Here is an 18,480-nt window from a genome sequence, read left to right as displayed (position 1 = left end):
ATGGCAAGTAAGAAAATCGGGAGTACTGTTTAGTCTCCCATTTTCTGTTTTATCTTCACGCCTGATATGACAACAAGGATGAGAAAACGTACCATTGTAATACTATGTAGTGTAGGTGTATTATTCCTGTTCCCGTATGCTAAAAAGTTTCCGGGAACGATTGCGTTCCCTGAAAATACCCCTGTTGCAGATACTTCATTGGATGATTTGTTCCGCCATCCCCCCGAATCGGCAAAACCCTGGGTGATCTGGTACTGGATGCAGGCTGCTGCTTCCAAGGAAGGCATTACTGCCGACCTGGAAGCGATGAAAGAAGCCGGCATTGGCGGCGCCTATATGATGTTCATCAAAGGGGCCGACAGTATTCCCCTGGTGGATCCGCCGGCGCAGCAATTAACACCCCATTGGTGGAGCCTGGTATTGTTCGCCATGCAGGAGGCCAAACGGCTGAATTTACAGCTGGGTATGCACGTCAGTGATGGTTTTGCATTGGCCGGTGGTCCCTGGATCAAACCGGAAATGTCGATGCAGCGCGTGGTAAGTACTACTACATATGTAAGCGGTAAAAAGAAGTTCAACGGCATTTTACCCCAGCCGGAAACAAGAGTGAATTATTACCGCGATATCGCCGTCTTTGCTTATCCTACCGTGATCCAAAAAAGCATAACCGATACGGCCATGGTGCCGGTAGTCACCAGCAGTGTAGCGGGCGTATCGCCGCAATTTCTTGTCAATAAGAACAACCGCCAGAGCTTTAGAAGCGATAGCGCCTGCTGGATCCAGTACGCTTATGATAAACCGTTTACCTGCCGTTCGATCGTGATCCGTCCCAGTGGTACGAACTATCCATCGCGCCAGTTACAGATCCTGGTAAGCAATGATGGTAAACAGTTCAAACTCCTCCAACGCATGCAGGCGCCCCGCAGTGGCTGGCAGGATACTGATGCGGATATTACTTATTCCATAAAACCAACCACCGCCCGTTATTTCCGCTTTGTATACGATAGAACCGGCCTCGAGCCGGGATCGGAAGACCTGGATGCCGCCAAATGGAAACCCACATTAAAAGTAAATGGTATCCTGTTATCAGGCGAGCCGGTGATCCATCAATACGAGGGAAAAAATGGTTCGGTATGGCGCGTAAGCGAACGCACAACGGCTGCAATGGTTCCTGATTCTTTATGTGTGCCATTGGATCGCATCCTCAATATCACCGATAAAATGACAGCCGACGGCCGCCTCAACTGGGATGTGCCTGAAGGTAACTGGACCATCATGCGGGTTGGTCATACGTCTACCGGGCAAACCAATGCAACCGGTGGTGGCGGCAGGGGGCTCGAGTGTGATAAATTCAATCCAGAAGCAGTGACGCTGCAGTTCAATAGTTGGTTTGGTGAAGCCATCCGGCGTGCCGGCCCTGATATAACTAAAGACGTTTTAAAAATGCTGCATCTCGACAGCTGGGAATGCGGTAGCCAGAACTGGTCGCCGGTTTTCCGGGAGGAGTTTAAGAAACGTCGCGGTTACGATTGTTTACCCTACCTCATTACCATGAGCGGCGTTCCGGTGGAAAGCGCTGATGTATCAGAGCGGTTTTTATATGATGTACGCCAGACAATTATGGAGCTGGTAAAGGATAATTTCTATATGACCCTTAAAAAGCTGTCCAGTAAAAAAGGATGCATCATGACCGGGGAAACCATTGCGCCTACTATGACGAGTGATGGCTTATTACATTACCAGGTAGTTGATGTTCCCATGGGCGAGTTCTGGGTGCGCAGTCCAACCCACGATAAACCCAATGATATGTTCGATGCCATTTCAGGGGCGCATATCTACGGTAAACAAATTATAGGTGCAGAAGCGTTTACGGAATTGCGGATGGCCTGGGATGAGCATCCCGGCATGTTGAAAGCGCTGAAGGATCGCAATTTTGCATTAGGGGTCAATCGCATGGCCTACCATGTGTTCATGCATAACCCCTGGGTAGATCGTGCGCCGGGCATGACCCTGAATGGTATCGGCTTGTATTTTCAGCGTAACCAAACCTGGTGGAAGCCTGGTAAAGCATGGGTAGAATATGCGCAGCGTTGCCAGGCTTTGCTGCAGTTGGGCAAGCCCGTGGTGGATATAGCCGTTTTCACCGGCGAAGAGATTCCCCGCCGTTCTATCTTGCCAGACAGGCTGGTGAAAACCCTGCCGGGCATCTTTGGCGATTCTATTGTAGAAGCAGAAAAAAAGCGGCTTGCGAATAGCGGCAATCCATTGCGGACGATGCCCGAAGGAGTGACCCATACGGCCAATATGGCGGACCCCGAAGACTGGATCGATCCTTTACACGGGTATGCGTATGATTGCTTTAACCCGGATGTATTGATGAAGGCCACCGTGCGCAATGGAAGGGTGGAATTTCCCGGTGGGGCGAGTTATAGAATATTAGTGTTGCCGCAACCACATCCCATGTCGCCGGTAACCAAACGCATGACGCCCGCCGTTGCAAAAAAAATAGCGGAATTAGTGCAGGCCGGTGCAACCATTATTGTGAATGATGCGCCTGAGCAATCGTACAGCCTCACGCAATCGGCCACCGCAGATAAAGAGGTGAAAAGGGTTGCCGCTGCTCTCTGGAAAAAAGTACCTGCCGGTAAATTGATGAAATGGAAACTAGGGAAGGGAACCGTGGTGCAGGGGCCTTATAAAGAAAGTTCTTTCGAACCGCTCGCATTAAAACGGGATGTGGATGTGCGCGATATCAGTACCGGTAAAATGATCAGGGACATTGCATGGACCCATAGGGCCGGGAATGGATTTGATCTCTATTTTATCAGCAATCAGCTCAATGAAAAACGCACCATCCAGGTAGATCTGCGGATAAGCGGCCGTTTACCGGAAGTATTGGATCCGGTAACCGGTGAGCAGTACCCTGCAAAAGGGTATAAGTTCGTACATGGTGGTACCAGACTGACCCTGGAATTACCTGCTAATGGTTCTTTATTCGTTGTATTCAGTAAACCTGCTAACGAGGCCATTCAGCGGATCGATCAGCGGAAAATATCCGTAGACACTATCCGGGCTGCCTGGACGGTCACATTCGATCATACAAAAGGTGGTCCGGCAAAACCCGTTGTCTTTGATCAATTGAAAGACTGGTCAACAGACAATAACAACGCTATTAAATATTATTCAGGTACAGCCGTGTATACCACCGGTTTTGATCATAAGTCGAATGACGCCATAGCAAAAACCTGGTTGGATGTAGGCGATGTAGCCAACCTGGCGGAAGTGTTTGTAAATGGTAAGTCCTGCGGAGTTGCCTGGACGCCGCCTTACCGCGTGGATATTACAAAGGCCTTGCGCCCTGGTAAAAATGACCTGACGATAGCCGTTACCAATACCTGGTTCAACCGCCTAAAAGGTGACCTGCTATTGCCGGAGAAAGAACGGATCACCCAAACAAATGCGCCATTCTGGGCGAAAGATAAACCACTGTTGCCGGCGGGTTTGCTGGGGCCGGTGATGCTGGTAACAGAACAATAACAATGAAACCTGTAAAATTTTGTAAAAGCTATGTATAAACGTATTCATCTTTTTTTCTTCCTGTTGGGCCTGGGAGGTTCTGTGTATAGCCAGGATAACAGCCTGGTGAATACCAGCAACAGTACCCACGCAAAACTGCAGCCGGTCAATATGAACGCGGTTGTATGGACCAGCGGATTTTGGGGCGAACGTATGCAGGTATGTAAAGATTCCATGGTGCCTAATTTATGGCGCACCTATACCGATGCCAATGTCAGCCACGCTTATAAGAATTTCGAAATTGCAGCCGGAAAGGATACCGGTTCGCATAGCGGTCCGCCGTTCCATGATGGTGATTTTTACAAGTTGCTGGAAGGGGTGGCCAAACTCTATGCCGTAACAAAAGACAAGAAGCTGGAGACCATGATGGATACGGCTATTGCCACCATTGCGGCCTGTCAGCGCCCGGATGGTTATATTCATACGCCCGTATTAATAGAAGAACGCAAACAAACGAATAAAGAAAGAGCATTTGCCGATAGGTTGAATTTTGAGACCTACAACCTGGGCCACCTGATGACCGCCGGTTGTGTGCACTATCGTGTAACCGGTAAAAAGACCCTGCTGAATGTGGCCATTAAAGCAGCCGATTACCTGGATGCTTTTTATAAAAGATCCTCCCCTGAGCTGGCGCGTAATGCGATCTGTCCATCCCATTACATGGGTGTGGTGGAAATGTACCGTACCACCAAAGATCCCAAATACCTGCAGCTGGCGATCAACCTCATCAACATTCGTGGACTGGTAGAGAATGGTACCGATGATAACCAGGACCGTATTCCTTTCCGTCAGCAAAAAGTGGCCATGGGCCATGCCGTTAGAGCGAACTACCTGTATGCCGGTGTAGCCGACGTATATGCAGAGACCGGGGACGACTCTTTGATGGATTGCCTGCACAGCATCTGGGACGATGTGGTATACCGTAAAATGTATGTAACCGGCGGGTGCGGCGCCCTTTATGACGGCGTTTCTCCTTATGGCACTTCTTATAAGCCGCCCTATATTCAGAAAACACACCAGGCCTATGGACGTGCATATCAACTGCCGAATATGACGGCGCATAATGAGACCTGTGCGAACATTGGCAATCTCTTGTGGAACTGGCGGATGTTATTATTGTCTGGTGATGCCAAGTACGCCGATGTAGTGGAACTTGAATTGTATAATGCGATCTTGTCGGGCATCAGCCTCGATGGCAATAATTTCTTTTATACCAACCCGCTCAGTGCTTCAGCTGATTTTCCGTATACCCTGCGTTGGGCAGGGGGACGAATCCCATATATCAGCCTGTCGAATTGTTGTCCGCCCAATACCGTGCGCACCATGACGCAGGTGAGCGATTATGCGTACACCACTTCCGATAAAGGCGTGTGGGTGCATATGTATGGCGGTAACAAATTATCGACGCAGCTGGAAAAAGGCGGTGAAGTGGAATTGTCGCAGCAAAGCAATTATCCCTGGGATGGTGCTGTTAAATTCACGGTCAACAAAGCGCCCGCCAGCGCTTTCTCATTATTCCTGCGTATTCCCGGCTGGTGCAAAAAAGCCGACCTGAAAGTGAATGGTAAACCGGTGACATTAAAGGCAAAAGCGGCGCAATACGAAGAGCTCAACCGTACCTGGAAAGCCGGTGATGTGATTGAGCTGAACCTCAGCATGCCGGTAACCCTGATCGAAAGCAATCCGCTGGTGGAAGAGACCCGGAATCAGATGGCCGTTAAGCGCGGACCGATCGTGTATTGCCTGGAATCGACTGATCTTCCCAAAGGCACCAATGTATTTGATATTGCCATTCCTGTTAAGAATGATCTGAAACCGGTAATGACCACGATCAGCAAAAGTAAAATAGCAACGCTGCAGGGTACTGGCCTGCTGCAACCTAAAACAGACTGGTCGAAAGCATTATATAAAGAAGTACGTGCTACTGAAACACCGATTAAAATAACCATGGTTCCATACTATGCATGGGGCAACAGAGGTAAATCGGATATGACCGTGTGGGTGAGAAAATAACTATAAATGTGGCCTCCGCCAGTGGCGGAGGCCACATTTATTAATCGTTGTCAAATTCCGTCATTCCTTTCAGGAACTCATTTCTTTCCAGTACCTCGCCATTAAAAACATTGATCACGGTTACATGCTGGCTGTCGCCCGAGCTGTTGTCAGCTTCCATGATCTGCCATACGATGGTCTTATAGGTTTGATTATAGTACATGTAAATATCACCCGGTTTGGTGATGGGCGCTTCCTTATCGGTGGCTGCAATCGATAATGCCTTTGTGCAGGGAATGATCCTCTTCTTCTGATCAAAGACGCCTTCAAACTGCCCTTTCCTTAATAATCCGCCATTTTCTTTAACCTCCAGTTTAAATACAAAAGGGATATTCCCCTTGAATTGCATCTCGTAAAAAATAACATACACAAAGTCTACCGGGTTGTTGTTCTCGTCGGTAATGATTACCGGACTGAACATTTTTTCATTAATGGCCGAATCGAGGTATTTGACGCTTCTGACGCGCAGCGATGAAAAGAAGGATGCCGATGTTTCTTTAATGATCTCATTTTGTAAACGGGCTTTCACCGAATCGGGGATCTGATTATAGTCCATTATTTTGAATTCCTGCACCGGTAATTCCCCCGGCGCCATGGCCAGCTTATCCAGGTATTTGATCTTGTCGCAGGGCGATTGTGCCTGTGACAGGAGTACAAGTATTGTGAGTATGGAGGCGGTTAATAAGGTCTTCATATTATTCAGCTTTCAATAGGACGATTACATCCTGCTTTCTTGCTGCCGGTGTCACGGTAAGCGATTGCAGTTTACCGTTCACAAGCGATGCTTCTACCGTCGTATTATAAGGAGCATGTAATTTAAAATGAACATCCTCATTGCTGGGCCAGGCCGGGAAGAGCAGGATCTTTTTACCATCGGTTTGCAGGAGCATTTCCTGCAGGCCGATCATACCGCTGCCGCCCCAGTTATGGTCGGGTGTCCAGTCGTACCCCGGGCCCCAGAATGCCGGAAAGCGGCGGCCGCTGTTCTTTAGTTTTTGTGTGGTGAGCTGTAGCGCTTCTTCGGTCAAACCCAGGCGTGCGGCAAAAATATTATCCTGTTTCCAGCCAACATGGCTTCTGAACTTTATTGCATCCGTATCATGTTTAAAAGTATTGATAGCGGTATCCAGTCCGGGTTTGCCCACCCCATACATACCCCAGGGAAAAACCGGGTATAATTGCGGGCATTCCGTATTATTGATCCGTTCCCATAATCTTGCAGGCGCAATCGTCGTGTAATTACCGAATTGCCGGAAGCTGATGGGTGGAATACGCGACAGCATCAATTTCCATTCGTTGCGGGCGGAATCGTTCAGATAGGAGGGAGGCAGTTCGAGTAATCTTGTTAGTACGGTATGCAGGCCGGCCACCGTGCTGCTGGGATTATAGGCCATTTTATACGTTTCTGCCGCCGATCCCGGGAAGATGACCAGGTCGCCATTGCCATCGAGTGTTTTCCGGCCCCTTTTACCTGCCAGGTATTGGTAGTGTTCATTGAAGAAACGCAAACAGCTTTCAATGAAGGGAATATATTCCTGTATATTATTGCCGTTATACCGTTCGGTTTCAAGCATCATTAAACAGAACTCGAGGACGGTATCCCACTCATATTCCAGCCAGGCATTGTATTCAATGCCTTTATCAAAATCGGCCGGCCGCTTCCAGCCATATTCGGCACTATTGGGCAAACCGAAATTTTCAAGCTGTTCGGCAAAGCAGGCGCCGGGGTGACCCCAGTATACCTTGCTGCGTAGTTCAGCATTGCGCAGGATGCGCAGGTAAAAATCGAACTGGGGTTTCATGATGTCGTAATCACCGCTTTTTAACATGGGGAAATAGACCAGCCGCTGATTCTGGGCGGTATGAATACCACCGCCCCAATTGCGGAAATCGGGCGTAAAGCGCAGGCTGGTATCGGTGAGGGCGGGGTCATACGTGAAGAGACCGCCATTGAATTTAGTAGGATTGTTGCCAAATGCATTGCAACCCAGCATATACCGGAACAATTGGTAATTGCGGCCGGTTTGCCAGAGGGCGGAACCGGTATCAGCTTTATTGGGTTGTATATAAATAAAGCTGCGTTGCCAGTATTGTTTCCACCAGAGGCGGGTCTGTTGCCAGGCGGTGGCCGCCTGTTTACCTGCGTTGGCTATGACCTGTTGCAGGCCGTTGCGCCAGGCTTCGGCTGTGGCCGTTTGAGCACTATGTAAAATGATACTGACCTGGTGATTGCGGGCCGCTTTTTTGCTTTCGAGTTTCCAGCCGGTAAAGTCGCTATCCATATACGTTCCGGTATAGGTGCCGGCCGGCTGCAGGTTGCTCCCCTGCATAATTCCACCAAAAGTGAGACCAGCGATTGGGTTATACAACTGATCTTTAACCGCATCCAATCCCTGTTGTTTTACCGTGACGTCAAAGATATTCGGTGCATCTGAACGGTTGCGATGATAAAACAAGACGGTATTACCGTCGAAGCCAATATTATCTTTATTAGTAATTACAGGTGCGGGCGGCGCCCACTTGTAAGAGTTGGCATTATTGGCTTTGCCGGTACTTTTACGGTCGGTATATCGCCAGCTTTCATAAGCAACTTCTGCTTTCAGGGCCGTATTTCCTGTAACGTCGACATGGATCACCGGGCGGAAAACATCGACCCATACTTTGATGCTTGCCGCCTGATTGTTATGGCGGCCGTCGATCTGGATATAACCTTCTTCTAATTTCAGTTCCTGTTTAAAGTATTCACCGTCAAATACATTCGGTGTTAGTTTGACACGTATTCTGCCTTGCTTCAACAGCGCATTGTTTTCATCAAAGCAACCGCTTTTGGCCATATAGAAGTATAGTTCGCCTTTTTCCACCCATACATTGAGGCCGATATCCCCGCCGCCGCAGGGCATGGATTCGCCCGCATGTTTACTTTGTGAATTCCAGCTAATATTGTAAGTTGGCAATACAGGTTGTGCCGGCAAAACCAGCGGTAATAAATTTGCAATGAAGATACCTGTAATAAGAAAGACATTCTTTTTGTTCATGGGTGAAGACGATTCTGTATTTCCCGGTTCCGGAATATTCATTGATAACATAGGTCCACCGGACCGGGAATCAGCGAATGTAAGTATCTTGCCGTAAATTCTTTTGTTATACCATATGAATGCGAAAAATAAAGAAGGGTCTCACAAGAACATCTGGTATGGCATTGGCCGCCAACGGATAGAAATCCCCAAAACGGTGCTTAAACAAAAGGTGCTGCCAAACGTGTTGCTGAACCAAATGTACGTTTGCAGCCTGGGATATTATCCAAATGCACGGGGTCATTATACTTACCGGAAAAAAGGATTGCCCGAGAACTTCTTATTTTATTGCGTTGATGGCACTGGCTGGTACCAGATAGGGGATAAGAAATCTGAAGTAGGTCCGAACCAGTTCTTCATTTTACCACAGAATGTGGAGCATGCCTATGCCAGTGACGATAACAATCCCTGGAGCATTTACTGGATCCATTTCGGCGGCGAATCGCTGCCGCAGTTAAATGCATTACATGCCGTACAAAAGCATTTTAAGCCCTTTTACATAAAAAGCAGCGGCGAGATCATAACCATGTTCTCCCGGATGTATAAAGCCCTTGAGTTGGGATACAGTACTGATAACCTCATCTTCGCCAATTTATGTTTGCCGCATTTTTTAAGCCTCTTCATTTATAATTCGAAGCATACGGCCGTTAGTCCGAACGATAAGCTGGATGTGGTTGACAGCGCCATCCTGTACATGCAGGAACATATCAATGAAAATATTTCCCTGCAGGACCTGAGCAGTCATTACAATTATTCCGCCTCGCGCTTTTCCAGCTTATTCAAGCAAAAGACCGGTTATGCGCCTATTGATTATTTCATTCAGATGAAAATGCAAAAGGCGAGCCAGCAGCTTGACTTCAGTACCAGCTCGGTAAAGGACATAGCGCTGAGTATGGGTTTTGATGATCCTTATTATTTCTCCAAGCGATTCAGAAAGATCATTGGGTTATCGCCCAAGCAATACCGGTCGCAGAAGAAAGATTGAGGGGCGGTTGATAAAGGTGATAAAGTGGATAAAGGCCATTAAAAACCGGTCGCTTTGGTTCCTCAGGCCCTTATCAACGCTATAATGATCTATATTAACTTTTCAACCTCTTCTTTTTCAGCCAAAGCATCAAGCCGATCACGATCATCAAAATCTGAACGAACGCCCATACCATGGTGCTCCAATCCCTTGCGGCCTTGCCCGCCCAATCCATAAAATGATGTTTATGCAAGACTGAGAATGAATAACCTTCTGCCAGTTCAATGTCATTCACTTTTGCTGCTAATCTGCCGCTTGCTGTTTCCACAAAATAGCGTTCATCGTTCGGCGCTGTAAAACTCACCCGCCATACGGGTAAACGTTTGTCGGTGAAATTATATTCCTCATTGAATTTTGTAACGGGTGTTACGGTCGCCACTTTCCCGGAGGCCTCTTTGCTGAATTGCTTAGCCAGCCAGGCCGCATATTGTTCTTCTCCCTGGGGTAAAATGGAATAGTCCCTTGTGCTGACAAGCACAACGGTTGGCAACTTTGCTTCCATGCTTTTGCCTGGGCTCATGGCGGTGTGGGTAACAGGTGGTTTCCCGGGCAGGGTGATCACACGCCACCAGGTCTCGTCATTCATTTTTACCAGGCTGAGATTGCCAACAGGTTGCTGAACCTTCGATTGCAATCGCGCAAAATCAAGATCAATAGTGGGCGGGAACTGATTGCTGATCACCTGTGCCAGCCGGTCATCAGGAGTGAATTTCGCCAATGCATGCCAGGCCCCGCTGAACGACCATGCTAAGGTGAAGAGCGCCCCTATAATGGCTGTATACCGGTGGTTACGCCGTGCTTTCAATAGCGTGTGCCCGTTCGCTTTTTTCGTTTTCGAAATGCAAAAAATATAGATACCCATCAATGCCGTCAATAATGCCAGCAGGCAAATAGCAATGATGAAATACAACTTCATATTTCCCAGGGCATCGAGCCATGACCAGGTATGCAGCCATTGAAAGAGCGCATCAAATGAAGCACGCCTGTTATCCATAGCAAATGCAAAGCGGTCCTGCGTTGTTTCTACGTAGATCCTGATGCCGTCTGGCCGGTTGAAGGCAACTCTGTATACCGGCAATAAACGGTTCACGTATTTGTATTCTTTATCGAATGCTGTTAAACGCGCCACATTGCCTACTTTGCTGCCGGTAGTATTTTTCAAGACACAGGCTGTAGCCGCATTGCAGCAATCATGTTCTTCTTCCGATGCTTCACTTACCATCGCAACAGTCGCTGCCGTAGCAGCGGGCGGCGCCGCCTGTTGAGGCGCTTCCAGGAATTGTTTGGCCAGGTACTGCGCATATAACCAATCGCCCGAAGGCAGCAATTTGCCGTTGCTGGCGCTCAGGTATACAGGCACCTTATTGAGTTCCAGCTGTACCTGGTAAAAGAAATTGGTATCAATGTGTATGAGCCGGACGTCATGAAATGCCTTGATATTATTGCGCTGCAACGCTTCCCGGAGCGGAACACGCAAGGCCTGGCTGTCCACCGCCATGGGCGCGAGCTTTTGAGAGGCTACCTGTGGTTTGATGTTTGTCATCAACGGGTGCATAAAACCGCTGGCTGCCCATAATAATACCGGTATGGCAATGATCAATGATAAGGTGCGGTGCCAGGCGTAGATCTTTTTACGAAACATCTTTGTTATAGAATGTATGATTAATAAAGTGGGTGATTCACGGTTACCAGTTACCGGTTGCCGGTTGCCGGTTACCAGTTACCGGTTGCCGGTTTCCAGTTACCGGTTGCCAGTTTTAGGTTTCAGGGCGTATACGCCGGGTTTAAATCCGGAACATAAACCCTGTAACCTGTACCTTGAAACCTGTAACGCTTCGCCTTACCGTTTAGCGCCAAATTTATACGCTATGCCTACATTGAACTCCCTGGGGTCACCCAGGTTATAACTTAGCAGGCTACCCGATTTGCTGGCAATGGTTGAATAATAAGTGTTGGCGGCATTCAATGCATTCACCCATAGTTCAAACTGCCGGATGGTATACCCGGCACGCAGGTGTAAGAGATCATACCCGCCGTATTTTTTTGTATTGGCGTTATCCATGTAATAAGGACCAATATGCTGCCACTCCGCGGCAAGCCGTAGGCCTTTCATGAAAGCAGGTTTGTAGGTGACCTCTGCATTCGCAATAAAGCGCGGACCACCGGCGAGCTCATTATTATTGTAGTCTATTCCCTTTTCAATGTAATTTACAAATGTATGTTTGCTATTAGCGGCGCTAAACCGGATGGCCAGGGCCGTTATGGGGCGATAGGTAATACCATATTCGACACCGGTATGTTTTGTTTTACCGGCATTCTGGTTTTCGGTAGAACCATCGGGGTTCTTTACGCTGATGATCTCATTGGTGCCCTGTAAAAGATACCAGCTCCAGTCGGCATACAGTTTATTATTCAGCAGGGCAAACCAGCCGCCCACTTCGTAATTGTAAAATGTTTGTGGTCCCAGGTAAGGAACTTTAACACCCGTGTATAATTCACTGATCTGCGGAGGTACAAAACCTTCGCTGTAATTGGCATATAAACCGGCGCCTTTATAGTTGTAGGTGGCGCCTATTTTCGGCGAAAAGCGTTTGAAATTGTTCCTGGTAGATGGCGCCCCCGTAAAAGCTGATGGTGGTAACGCATTGTCGAAATTGTATTGATAGAAGTCGTACCGCAAGGCGGCTGTCAGCTTCAGGCCTTTTACTATTTCCGCTTCGTAATGCAGATAGGAAGCCAGGTTCCTGATATCCGTTTTGTATTTACTCAACACAGAGTCAGTGGTGGAATAACTGACATAATAACCACGTTCGTCGCGGCGGATCTTAATGAAGTTGCTGTGGTAGGTAGACGGACTGTTATCTACACTTATACCTGCAATCAGTTTACTGTTTAGAAAGTTGAATGCCTGCTGGTGTTGTACCGCCAGCATATAGGTATCGAAAGCGCTTTCATTGATCTCGCCATAAGCCAGGGTGGGATCGCTGGCCACATTTCTTACGCGGTACGAAGGGTTTTGCTGCACGGAGTTATTCCGGTATACAAACGAAGCCTGTGTGCTGCTGTTGTTATTCCATTGATGGAAGAGTTGTGATTTATACCGCAGCGCCGGCACTTTTCTGTAGGTAAAGGTTTGCGGAGTGCTGTAGTCTTTATCGGCGAAATGTGCACTGTCGAGCGAGCCCAGCATATCACTGTAATAATTTACATAGGTGATATTGTTTACCCATTTTGTTTTTTCGCTGATCGTATAATCGCCGCGGATGGTAATGCCTGTTTTATGAAAATCGCTGTGATCGACAGGGCCATTGCGGCGGTTGGCATAATAACCACTGATCAGCAGGCCGAATTTGCCAAAGGTATTGCCCACCTGTACATCGGTTCTTTTGTAACCGGTATTGGTGGCCTGAACACTTAGCTGTCCGCTTAGAATGGCCGGTGGCGCCTGGGTAATGATATTCACGGCGCCGCCAATAGCTTCTGCACCATATAAGGAGGAGGCTGGCCCTTTGATGATCTCGATCTGTCGGGCTGCAGGCATATTTATTTCCAGCAAGGCATTGTGATTGTAGACGCCGGTGGTGCGAATGGGAATGCCATCTTCCAGATACAGGAAAAGGCTTTTGGTGGTCATGGGTTGGCGAATGCTCATTTGATGCTGTTCGTTGCCCAGGCTAACCATGTTAACACCACTTACTTTATTCACCAGCTGATCGATCCGCGTGGCTTTGGTGTCTTCCATGGTTTGTTTGCTGATGGTGGCAATGGCCACCGGCGCCTCACCGCGTCGCTGCGCTGTTCTGCTGGCGCTGATCACGATCTCCTGTAAGCTATTGTTATGGCTTTGTAAGTTGATCAGTAAAGGCCTTTGTGAAGAAGCGGGGATGGTTTGCGCTTGATAGCCTAAAGAAGTTATTATCAGATTGTATGCGGTATCTGCCAGGGGCAGGGTGAAATCTCCATTTGCATTGGTAATAGTGCCAAGCTTTGTATCTTTTATCTGTACGGAGGCGCGGGCCACAGGTTCTTTCGTAGCTGCATCTATTACTTTGCCGCTACAATGGGTTTGCGCATAGGAACCGACGCCCCGAAGTAAGATGAAAAGAACAGTTACACCGGTTATAAAAAGTTTCATAGTCATAACGTTGGTGCATACGTAGTTTGTTCAGGCAATAACATGCCTTTCCAAGCCTGCATATGCCAGGTTGAAGTGGATGGGAACCAGGGAATAGTTACTGCTTAAACACAGCGGATCACAACAAGGGGCTTTTTTTTTCTGATGTCTGCCGAATACAGACATCAGCCATTGGCAGCATGCATAACGAATACATACATCCTGCCGGTTAATAAACCCGCATGTGTTTGATGGAAAGTAAGGAAGTAGCGATCAGGCCTGGGGAGGATGGAAAACGGCCTTTATTACCTGTTGGGAAATGGGATCGGTATACCGCGATACATGTACCGGTTTTTCGTCAATGAGCGGGTGATGGGTCTCGGCTTTCTTTTCGCTATACAGCACTACTTCGAATTTAAAGCCGGAACCGCCATTCAATGGGGTGTTCTGTGAATCTTCGTCTTTATTAAGTTGCTTGCCTAAATAACATTTGCCCGCGCAGCAGCTCTTTGGCTTGAAACGGTTTTCGCATAAGCTGGCGGCAATGGCTTTTTGATTCAGCTTGAAATTGAGGACGATAAGGCTCTTGCTGAAGGTTTGTCCCAGCATGCCGATGAAAAACACTATCGTCCACCATTTATACAAAATGCCAAATTTCCGGCAAAGATATCAGGTAAACGGATATAACGAATGAAAAGTATCAGACTATCTCTTGATCTTTGTCATATTTATTTTTCGAGGTCAGAAGCCGGAACCCAGACTGCTGACCTGTGACCTCCGATCTCTGATCAGAAAGCCGGAGGGTCCGGAGCTTTGAAAGGACCCTCTCTGTACTGCTTTCAAATTCCGGACTGTTATTCCGACTTTCATTTTTTCATGTTGATGTTCCCTTTAAAAGGCTCTTGTTCTTCCTACATAAATATTCCGGGCGCGCAGGTACGTATCGGTAGTAGGTCCGGGCGAGCCGCTGGACCCTTCCATTTGCATATTGATAATAATGTACATCGGTTTGCCAACAAAATTAGCCGTGTGTTGTCCTTTCCACACGCCATCGATATAGTAATGAATGATGACATCGGTGGCCGTTGATTTTTGCATCCAGATGCGATAGGTATGCCAGTTGCCGGGCGATGAAACATTGGTGATAATAGACGATACATCGTTCCATGCGCGGAAAGTATTTTGCCAGTTATTGGTATTGCCTTTGAATTCCATGATATCGCTTTCAGGCGGCCAGCTGTTTACACCGGTAAGCCAGAAAGCAGGCCAGGAGCCTCGTACGGAGGGCGCCTGGAATTCACCCCTTACCTCATAGTTGGGGAACTGGTCGTTCACGAGTACGTGGAATTTGGCATTGATGGCGCCGGAATGATAACGGATGGGTAAGTATGGGTCAGCACTGCTATTGCCTTCATTCCAGTTGATGCGGGTAGCTTTGATCGTTAAGACACCGGAGCCATCGAGGTAAATATGATTATGATCTGTGGAACTTCCATACATGCGGGCGGAACCGTTGTGGTCGGAACCCCAGGGATACAGATAGTTCCAGTATTGTTCAAAAGTGGCGTAATTGGCGAAGGTGTTTTGTATAACGGTCTCGAATACTTCCGGAGTGGCTGATCTTCCGGTGGTGGCCGTTGGATCGCTCAGGGATTTTTTACAATGAACAAAGAGTAGGCAGCAGGGGATCCATAAAAGGAAAGCTTGCATTTTTTTCATATGACTGTGTTTTGGTGAATGGGCTGATTAGCTAATGTGCTGATTTGCTAATGAGCTGATTAGCTAATGGAATACAGTATCGGCAAATTGTGCATCGTTATACTCAAGTCATGAACCCGGATTTACCGTTATCAACGCTATCAACTTTTTCAACGTTCTCAGGTTCTCAAATAATAACCCTCTACTAATATAAACTATTTTATAAGGCGGCAGATCAATGCAGCCAAGAAAAGTGTCAAACATACACCTGAATGAAGTGGCCGGTAATAGCTGTTTTTCATTCAGGGGTTTATAAATTAAGAACATCAGCAGGATGAAAGCAGATATGACAGTATTGGTAGAAAAGAAGGGCAACAAATAAGCGCCTGCAAAAAAAAATTGGTAATTCCAATTTTTGTATACCTTTACATCACTTTAGGGGTGTCCATAACGGACTGAGATAATACCCTTTGAACCTGATGCAGTTCGTACTGCCGAAGGGAAAAGTGAAAGTCTTCTTTATATATCTTTCTCTTTTACTCTCTTTTGCTGCATGTTCATTCCCTGAAGTATTTAAAACCGAGGCTATGAACATTCTTGTCAATCAACAACCCAGGGATATTCCGGATCAATGTTCGCTCGAACAACTGCTCACGCAGGTATTAGGCATACCCGTGGCTGGTTTGGCTGTAGCAGTAGACCAAACCGTTATTCCCAGTACCGAATGGCCGGATTATATCTTACGTCCGGCCGATAAGGTGATGTTGATACGCGCTACGCAGGGCGGGTAGGGAGCAATGTGCTGATGTGCTGATTTGCTGATTTGCTAATGTGCTAATGAAATACAGTTACCGGTTACCTGTTACCTGTTACCGGTGCTCATATGAACGCCAGTTTAGTCATTTGTGTGCAAGCTGCGATAAGGACCTGGTAACCGGTAACCGGTATCCGGCGACCCAAGACCATATTCGCTATAGATGATTGATCATCCACGTAAAATATAATTATGAAAAAAGAGTCCATTCCCAATCAGAATAAAATAACGACCGATCCCTTTCCGGCTTCGCGGAAGATCTATGTAAAAGGACAATTGCATCCTGATGTATCAGTTGCCATGCGTGAAATATCGCTTACCGATACCGCATTACATGGTAAAAAAGGACTAACCGAAAAGAATGCCCCGGTCACCGTATATGATACCAGCGGGCCATACACCGATCCGAACGTGATCATCGATGTAAAAAAAGGTTTGTCGCCCCTGCGTGAAAAATGGATCATCGACCGCCAGGATAGCGAACAATTACAAGAAGTATCATCATCTTACGGACTGGAGCGCCTGAAGAATGAAAAGCTGGATGCCTTCCGCTTTGAGCATATCCGTAAACCACGGCGCGCCAAAAGCGGCTCCAACGTCAGCCAGATGCATTATGCGAAAAAGGGCATCATAACACCCGAGATGGAATATATCGCCATCCGCGAGAACCAGCGCATCGATCTGTTGAAAGAACAGTTGAACGGTTCCTATGCAATGCTGGCCCAGCAGCATGCAGGCCATAGCTTTGGCGCCAATACGCCCAAAAATTATATCACACCGGAATTTGTGCGGCAGGAAGTGGCTGCAGGCCGCGCTATTATTCCCTGCAATATCAACCACCCCGAAACAGAACCGATGATCATCGGCCGCAATTTCCTGGTAAAGATCAATGCCAATATCGGGAACTCCGCCGTTAGTTCCAGTATTGAAGAAGAAGTGGAAAAAGCCGTGTGGGCCTGCCGCTGGGGTGCTGATACTATTATGGACCTTTCCACGGGTAAAAATATTCATGAAACGCGGGAGTGGATCATTCGTAATTCGCCCGTGCCCATCGGCACCGTGCCTATTTACCAGGCCCTGGAAAAAGTGAACGGTAAGGCCGAAGAGCTTACCTGGGAACTTTTCCGCGATACGCTCATCGAGCAGGCCGAGCAGGGGGTTGACTATTTCACCATTCATGCAGGTGTGCTCTTGCGTTATATTCCCTTAACTGCGAAACGGGTTACGGGTATTGTGTCGCGCGGTGGCAGCATCATGGCCAAATGGTGCCTGGCCCATCATAAAGAAAGTTTCCTGTACACGCATTTCGAAGAGATCTGCGAGATCATGAAAGCCTACGATGTGGCATTTTCATTAGGTGATGGATTACGTCCCGGCAGTTTGGCCGATGCCAATGATGCCGCCCAGTTTGCCGAACTGGAAACCCTCGGTGAGCTTACGAAGATTGCCTGGAAACATGATGTACAAACCATGATCGAAGGGCCCGGCCATGTACCCATGCACCTGATCAAGGAAAATATGGAAAAGCAGCTGAAGCATTGCCATGAAGCGCCTTTTTATACCCTGGGGCCTTTAACCACGGATATTGCGCCGGGTTACGATCATATTACATCGGCCATCGGAGCTGCCATGATCGGTTGGTTTGGAACAGCGATGCTGTGTTATGTAACCCCGAAAGAACATTTGGGTTTGCCAAATAAAAAAGACGTAAAGGATGGCGTGATCACCTATAAGATCGCCGCCCATGCCGCCGACCTCGCAAAGGGACATCCGGGGGCGCAATACCGCGATAATGCGTTGAGCAAGGCGCGTTTCGAATTCCGTTGGGAAGATCAGTTCAACCTCTCCCTCGATCCGGATACGGCAAGGGAATTCCATGATGAGACCCTGCCTGCCGATGGCGCCAAGATCGCGCATTTCTGTTCTATGTGCGGACCTAATTTCTGCTCCATGAAGATCACGCAGGATGTACGCCAGTATGCGGCGGATAAAGGATTGGAAGAATCAGATGTTTTGCAAAAAGGCATGGAGGAGAAATCAAAAGAGTTTGCAGAAAAAGGAAGTAATCTCTATTTATAGTTACAGGTTCCATGTTCCATGTTTTCAGGTTGCTGGGCCTCCATGTTGG

The 18,480-nt window shown here is 47.7% G+C and carries 11 protein-coding genes and 1 riboswitch; of the genes, 5 read left to right on the top strand and 6 right to left on the bottom strand.

Annotation, left to right across the window (positions count from 1 at the left end; translation table 11 throughout):
- Window positions 1-66 precede the first annotated feature (66 nt).
- Both JT717_RS09950 and JT717_RS09945 read left to right on the top strand, forming a co-directional pair.
- Complete coding sequence (locus JT717_RS09950; protein WP_240347935.1) at window positions 67-3,537, top strand: glycosyl hydrolase; 3,471 nt, start codon at window positions 67-69, stop codon at window positions 3,535-3,537.
- Between the two features lie 30 nt (window positions 3,538-3,567).
- The gene (locus tag JT717_RS09945; protein ID WP_205510063.1) at window positions 3,568-5,589 is read left to right on the top strand and encodes an aceric acid hydrolase; all 2,022 of its coding nucleotides are present in this window, start codon (window positions 3,568-3,570) and stop codon (window positions 5,587-5,589) included.
- Between the two features lie 40 nt (window positions 5,590-5,629).
- On the opposite strand, the gene JT717_RS09940 is transcribed toward JT717_RS09945, so the two are convergent.
- Together JT717_RS09940 and JT717_RS09935 are read right to left on the bottom strand one after the other, a co-directional pair.
- On the bottom strand, window positions 5,630-6,322 hold the full coding sequence (locus JT717_RS09940; RefSeq protein ID WP_205510062.1) for a hypothetical protein: 693 nt from the start codon (window positions 6,320-6,322) through the stop codon (window positions 5,630-5,632).
- 1 nt (window position 6,323) lies between these two features.
- Window positions 6,324-8,663, bottom strand: a complete 2,340-nt coding sequence (locus JT717_RS09935) for a DUF5703 domain-containing protein (RefSeq protein ID WP_205510061.1) — start codon at window positions 8,661-8,663, stop codon at window positions 6,324-6,326.
- Window positions 8,664-8,778: 115 nt separating this feature from the next.
- Between JT717_RS09935 and JT717_RS09930 the strand changes: the two genes are divergently transcribed.
- A complete protein-coding gene (locus JT717_RS09930) occupies window positions 8,779-9,687 on the top strand; it encodes an AraC family transcriptional regulator (RefSeq protein WP_205510060.1) in 909 nt (302 codons plus the stop codon).
- 94 nt (window positions 9,688-9,781) lie between these two features.
- Here JT717_RS09930 and JT717_RS09925 read toward each other — a convergent pair whose 3' ends face one another.
- The 4 genes from JT717_RS09925 to JT717_RS09910 form a co-directional block, all read right to left on the bottom strand.
- On the bottom strand, window positions 9,782-11,368 hold the full coding sequence (locus JT717_RS09925; RefSeq protein WP_205510059.1) for a PepSY domain-containing protein: 1,587 nt from the start codon (window positions 11,366-11,368) through the stop codon (window positions 9,782-9,784).
- A 198-nt stretch (window positions 11,369-11,566) separates the two neighbouring features.
- Entirely contained in the window at window positions 11,567-13,861 is a 2,295-nt protein-coding gene (locus tag JT717_RS09920) for a TonB-dependent receptor (RefSeq protein WP_240347934.1), read from the bottom strand.
- A 252-nt stretch (window positions 13,862-14,113) separates the two neighbouring features.
- The gene (locus JT717_RS09915) at window positions 14,114-14,485 is read right to left on the bottom strand and encodes a hypothetical protein (protein WP_205510057.1); all 372 of its coding nucleotides are present in this window, start codon (window positions 14,483-14,485) and stop codon (window positions 14,114-14,116) included.
- Between the two features lie 246 nt (window positions 14,486-14,731).
- The gene (locus JT717_RS09910; RefSeq protein WP_205510056.1) at window positions 14,732-15,559 is read right to left on the bottom strand and encodes a LamG domain-containing protein; all 828 of its coding nucleotides are present in this window, start codon (window positions 15,557-15,559) and stop codon (window positions 14,732-14,734) included.
- 406 nt (window positions 15,560-15,965) lie between these two features.
- Window positions 15,966-16,058, top strand: a riboswitch (TPP riboswitch).
- A 67-nt stretch (window positions 16,059-16,125) separates the two neighbouring features.
- Between JT717_RS09910 and thiS the strand changes: the two genes are divergently transcribed.
- A complete protein-coding gene (thiS, locus tag JT717_RS09905) occupies window positions 16,126-16,329 on the top strand; it encodes a sulfur carrier protein ThiS (protein WP_205510055.1) in 204 nt (67 codons plus the stop codon).
- Window positions 16,330-16,544: 215 nt separating this feature from the next.
- Window positions 16,545-18,431, top strand: coding sequence for a phosphomethylpyrimidine synthase ThiC (gene thiC / locus JT717_RS09900; protein ID WP_205510054.1), 1,887 nt, complete (start codon window positions 16,545-16,547; stop codon window positions 18,429-18,431).
- The last annotated feature ends 49 nt before the right edge of the window (window positions 18,432-18,480 follow it).

The sequence above is a fragment of the Longitalea arenae genome (assembly GCF_016924755.1).
Classification (GTDB): Bacteria; Bacteroidota; Bacteroidia; order Chitinophagales; family Chitinophagaceae; genus Niastella; species Niastella arenae.
Note: the sequence above shows the minus strand (reverse complement) of the source record. Positions and strands in the feature narration are given on the sequence as shown.

Bases quoted from the DNA above. Each gene is read 5' to 3' on its own strand.
- JT717_RS09950 (WP_240347935.1), top strand. From the start codon at position 67: ATGACAACAAGGATGAGAAAACGTACCATTGTAATACTATGTAGTGTA.
- JT717_RS09945 (WP_205510063.1), top strand. From the start codon at position 3,568: ATGTATAAACGTATTCATCTTTTTTTCTTCCTGTTGGGCCTGGGAGGT.
- JT717_RS09940 (WP_205510062.1), bottom strand. From the start codon at position 6,322: ATGAAGACCTTATTAACCGCCTCCATACTCACAATACTTGTACTCCTG.
- JT717_RS09935 (WP_205510061.1), bottom strand. From the start codon at position 8,663: ATGAACAAAAAGAATGTCTTTCTTATTACAGGTATCTTCATTGCAAAT.
- JT717_RS09930 (WP_205510060.1), top strand. From the start codon at position 8,779: ATGAATGCGAAAAATAAAGAAGGGTCTCACAAGAACATCTGGTATGGC.
- JT717_RS09925 (WP_205510059.1), bottom strand. From the start codon at position 11,368: ATGTTTCGTAAAAAGATCTACGCCTGGCACCGCACCTTATCATTGATC.
- JT717_RS09920 (WP_240347934.1), bottom strand. From the start codon at position 13,861: ATGAAACTTTTTATAACCGGTGTAACTGTTCTTTTCATCTTACTTCGG.
- JT717_RS09910 (WP_205510056.1), bottom strand. From the start codon at position 15,559: ATGAAAAAAATGCAAGCTTTCCTTTTATGGATCCCCTGCTGCCTACTC.
- thiS (WP_205510055.1), top strand. From the start codon at position 16,126: ATGAACATTCTTGTCAATCAACAACCCAGGGATATTCCGGATCAATGT.
- thiC (WP_205510054.1), top strand. From the start codon at position 16,545: ATGAAAAAAGAGTCCATTCCCAATCAGAATAAAATAACGACCGATCCC.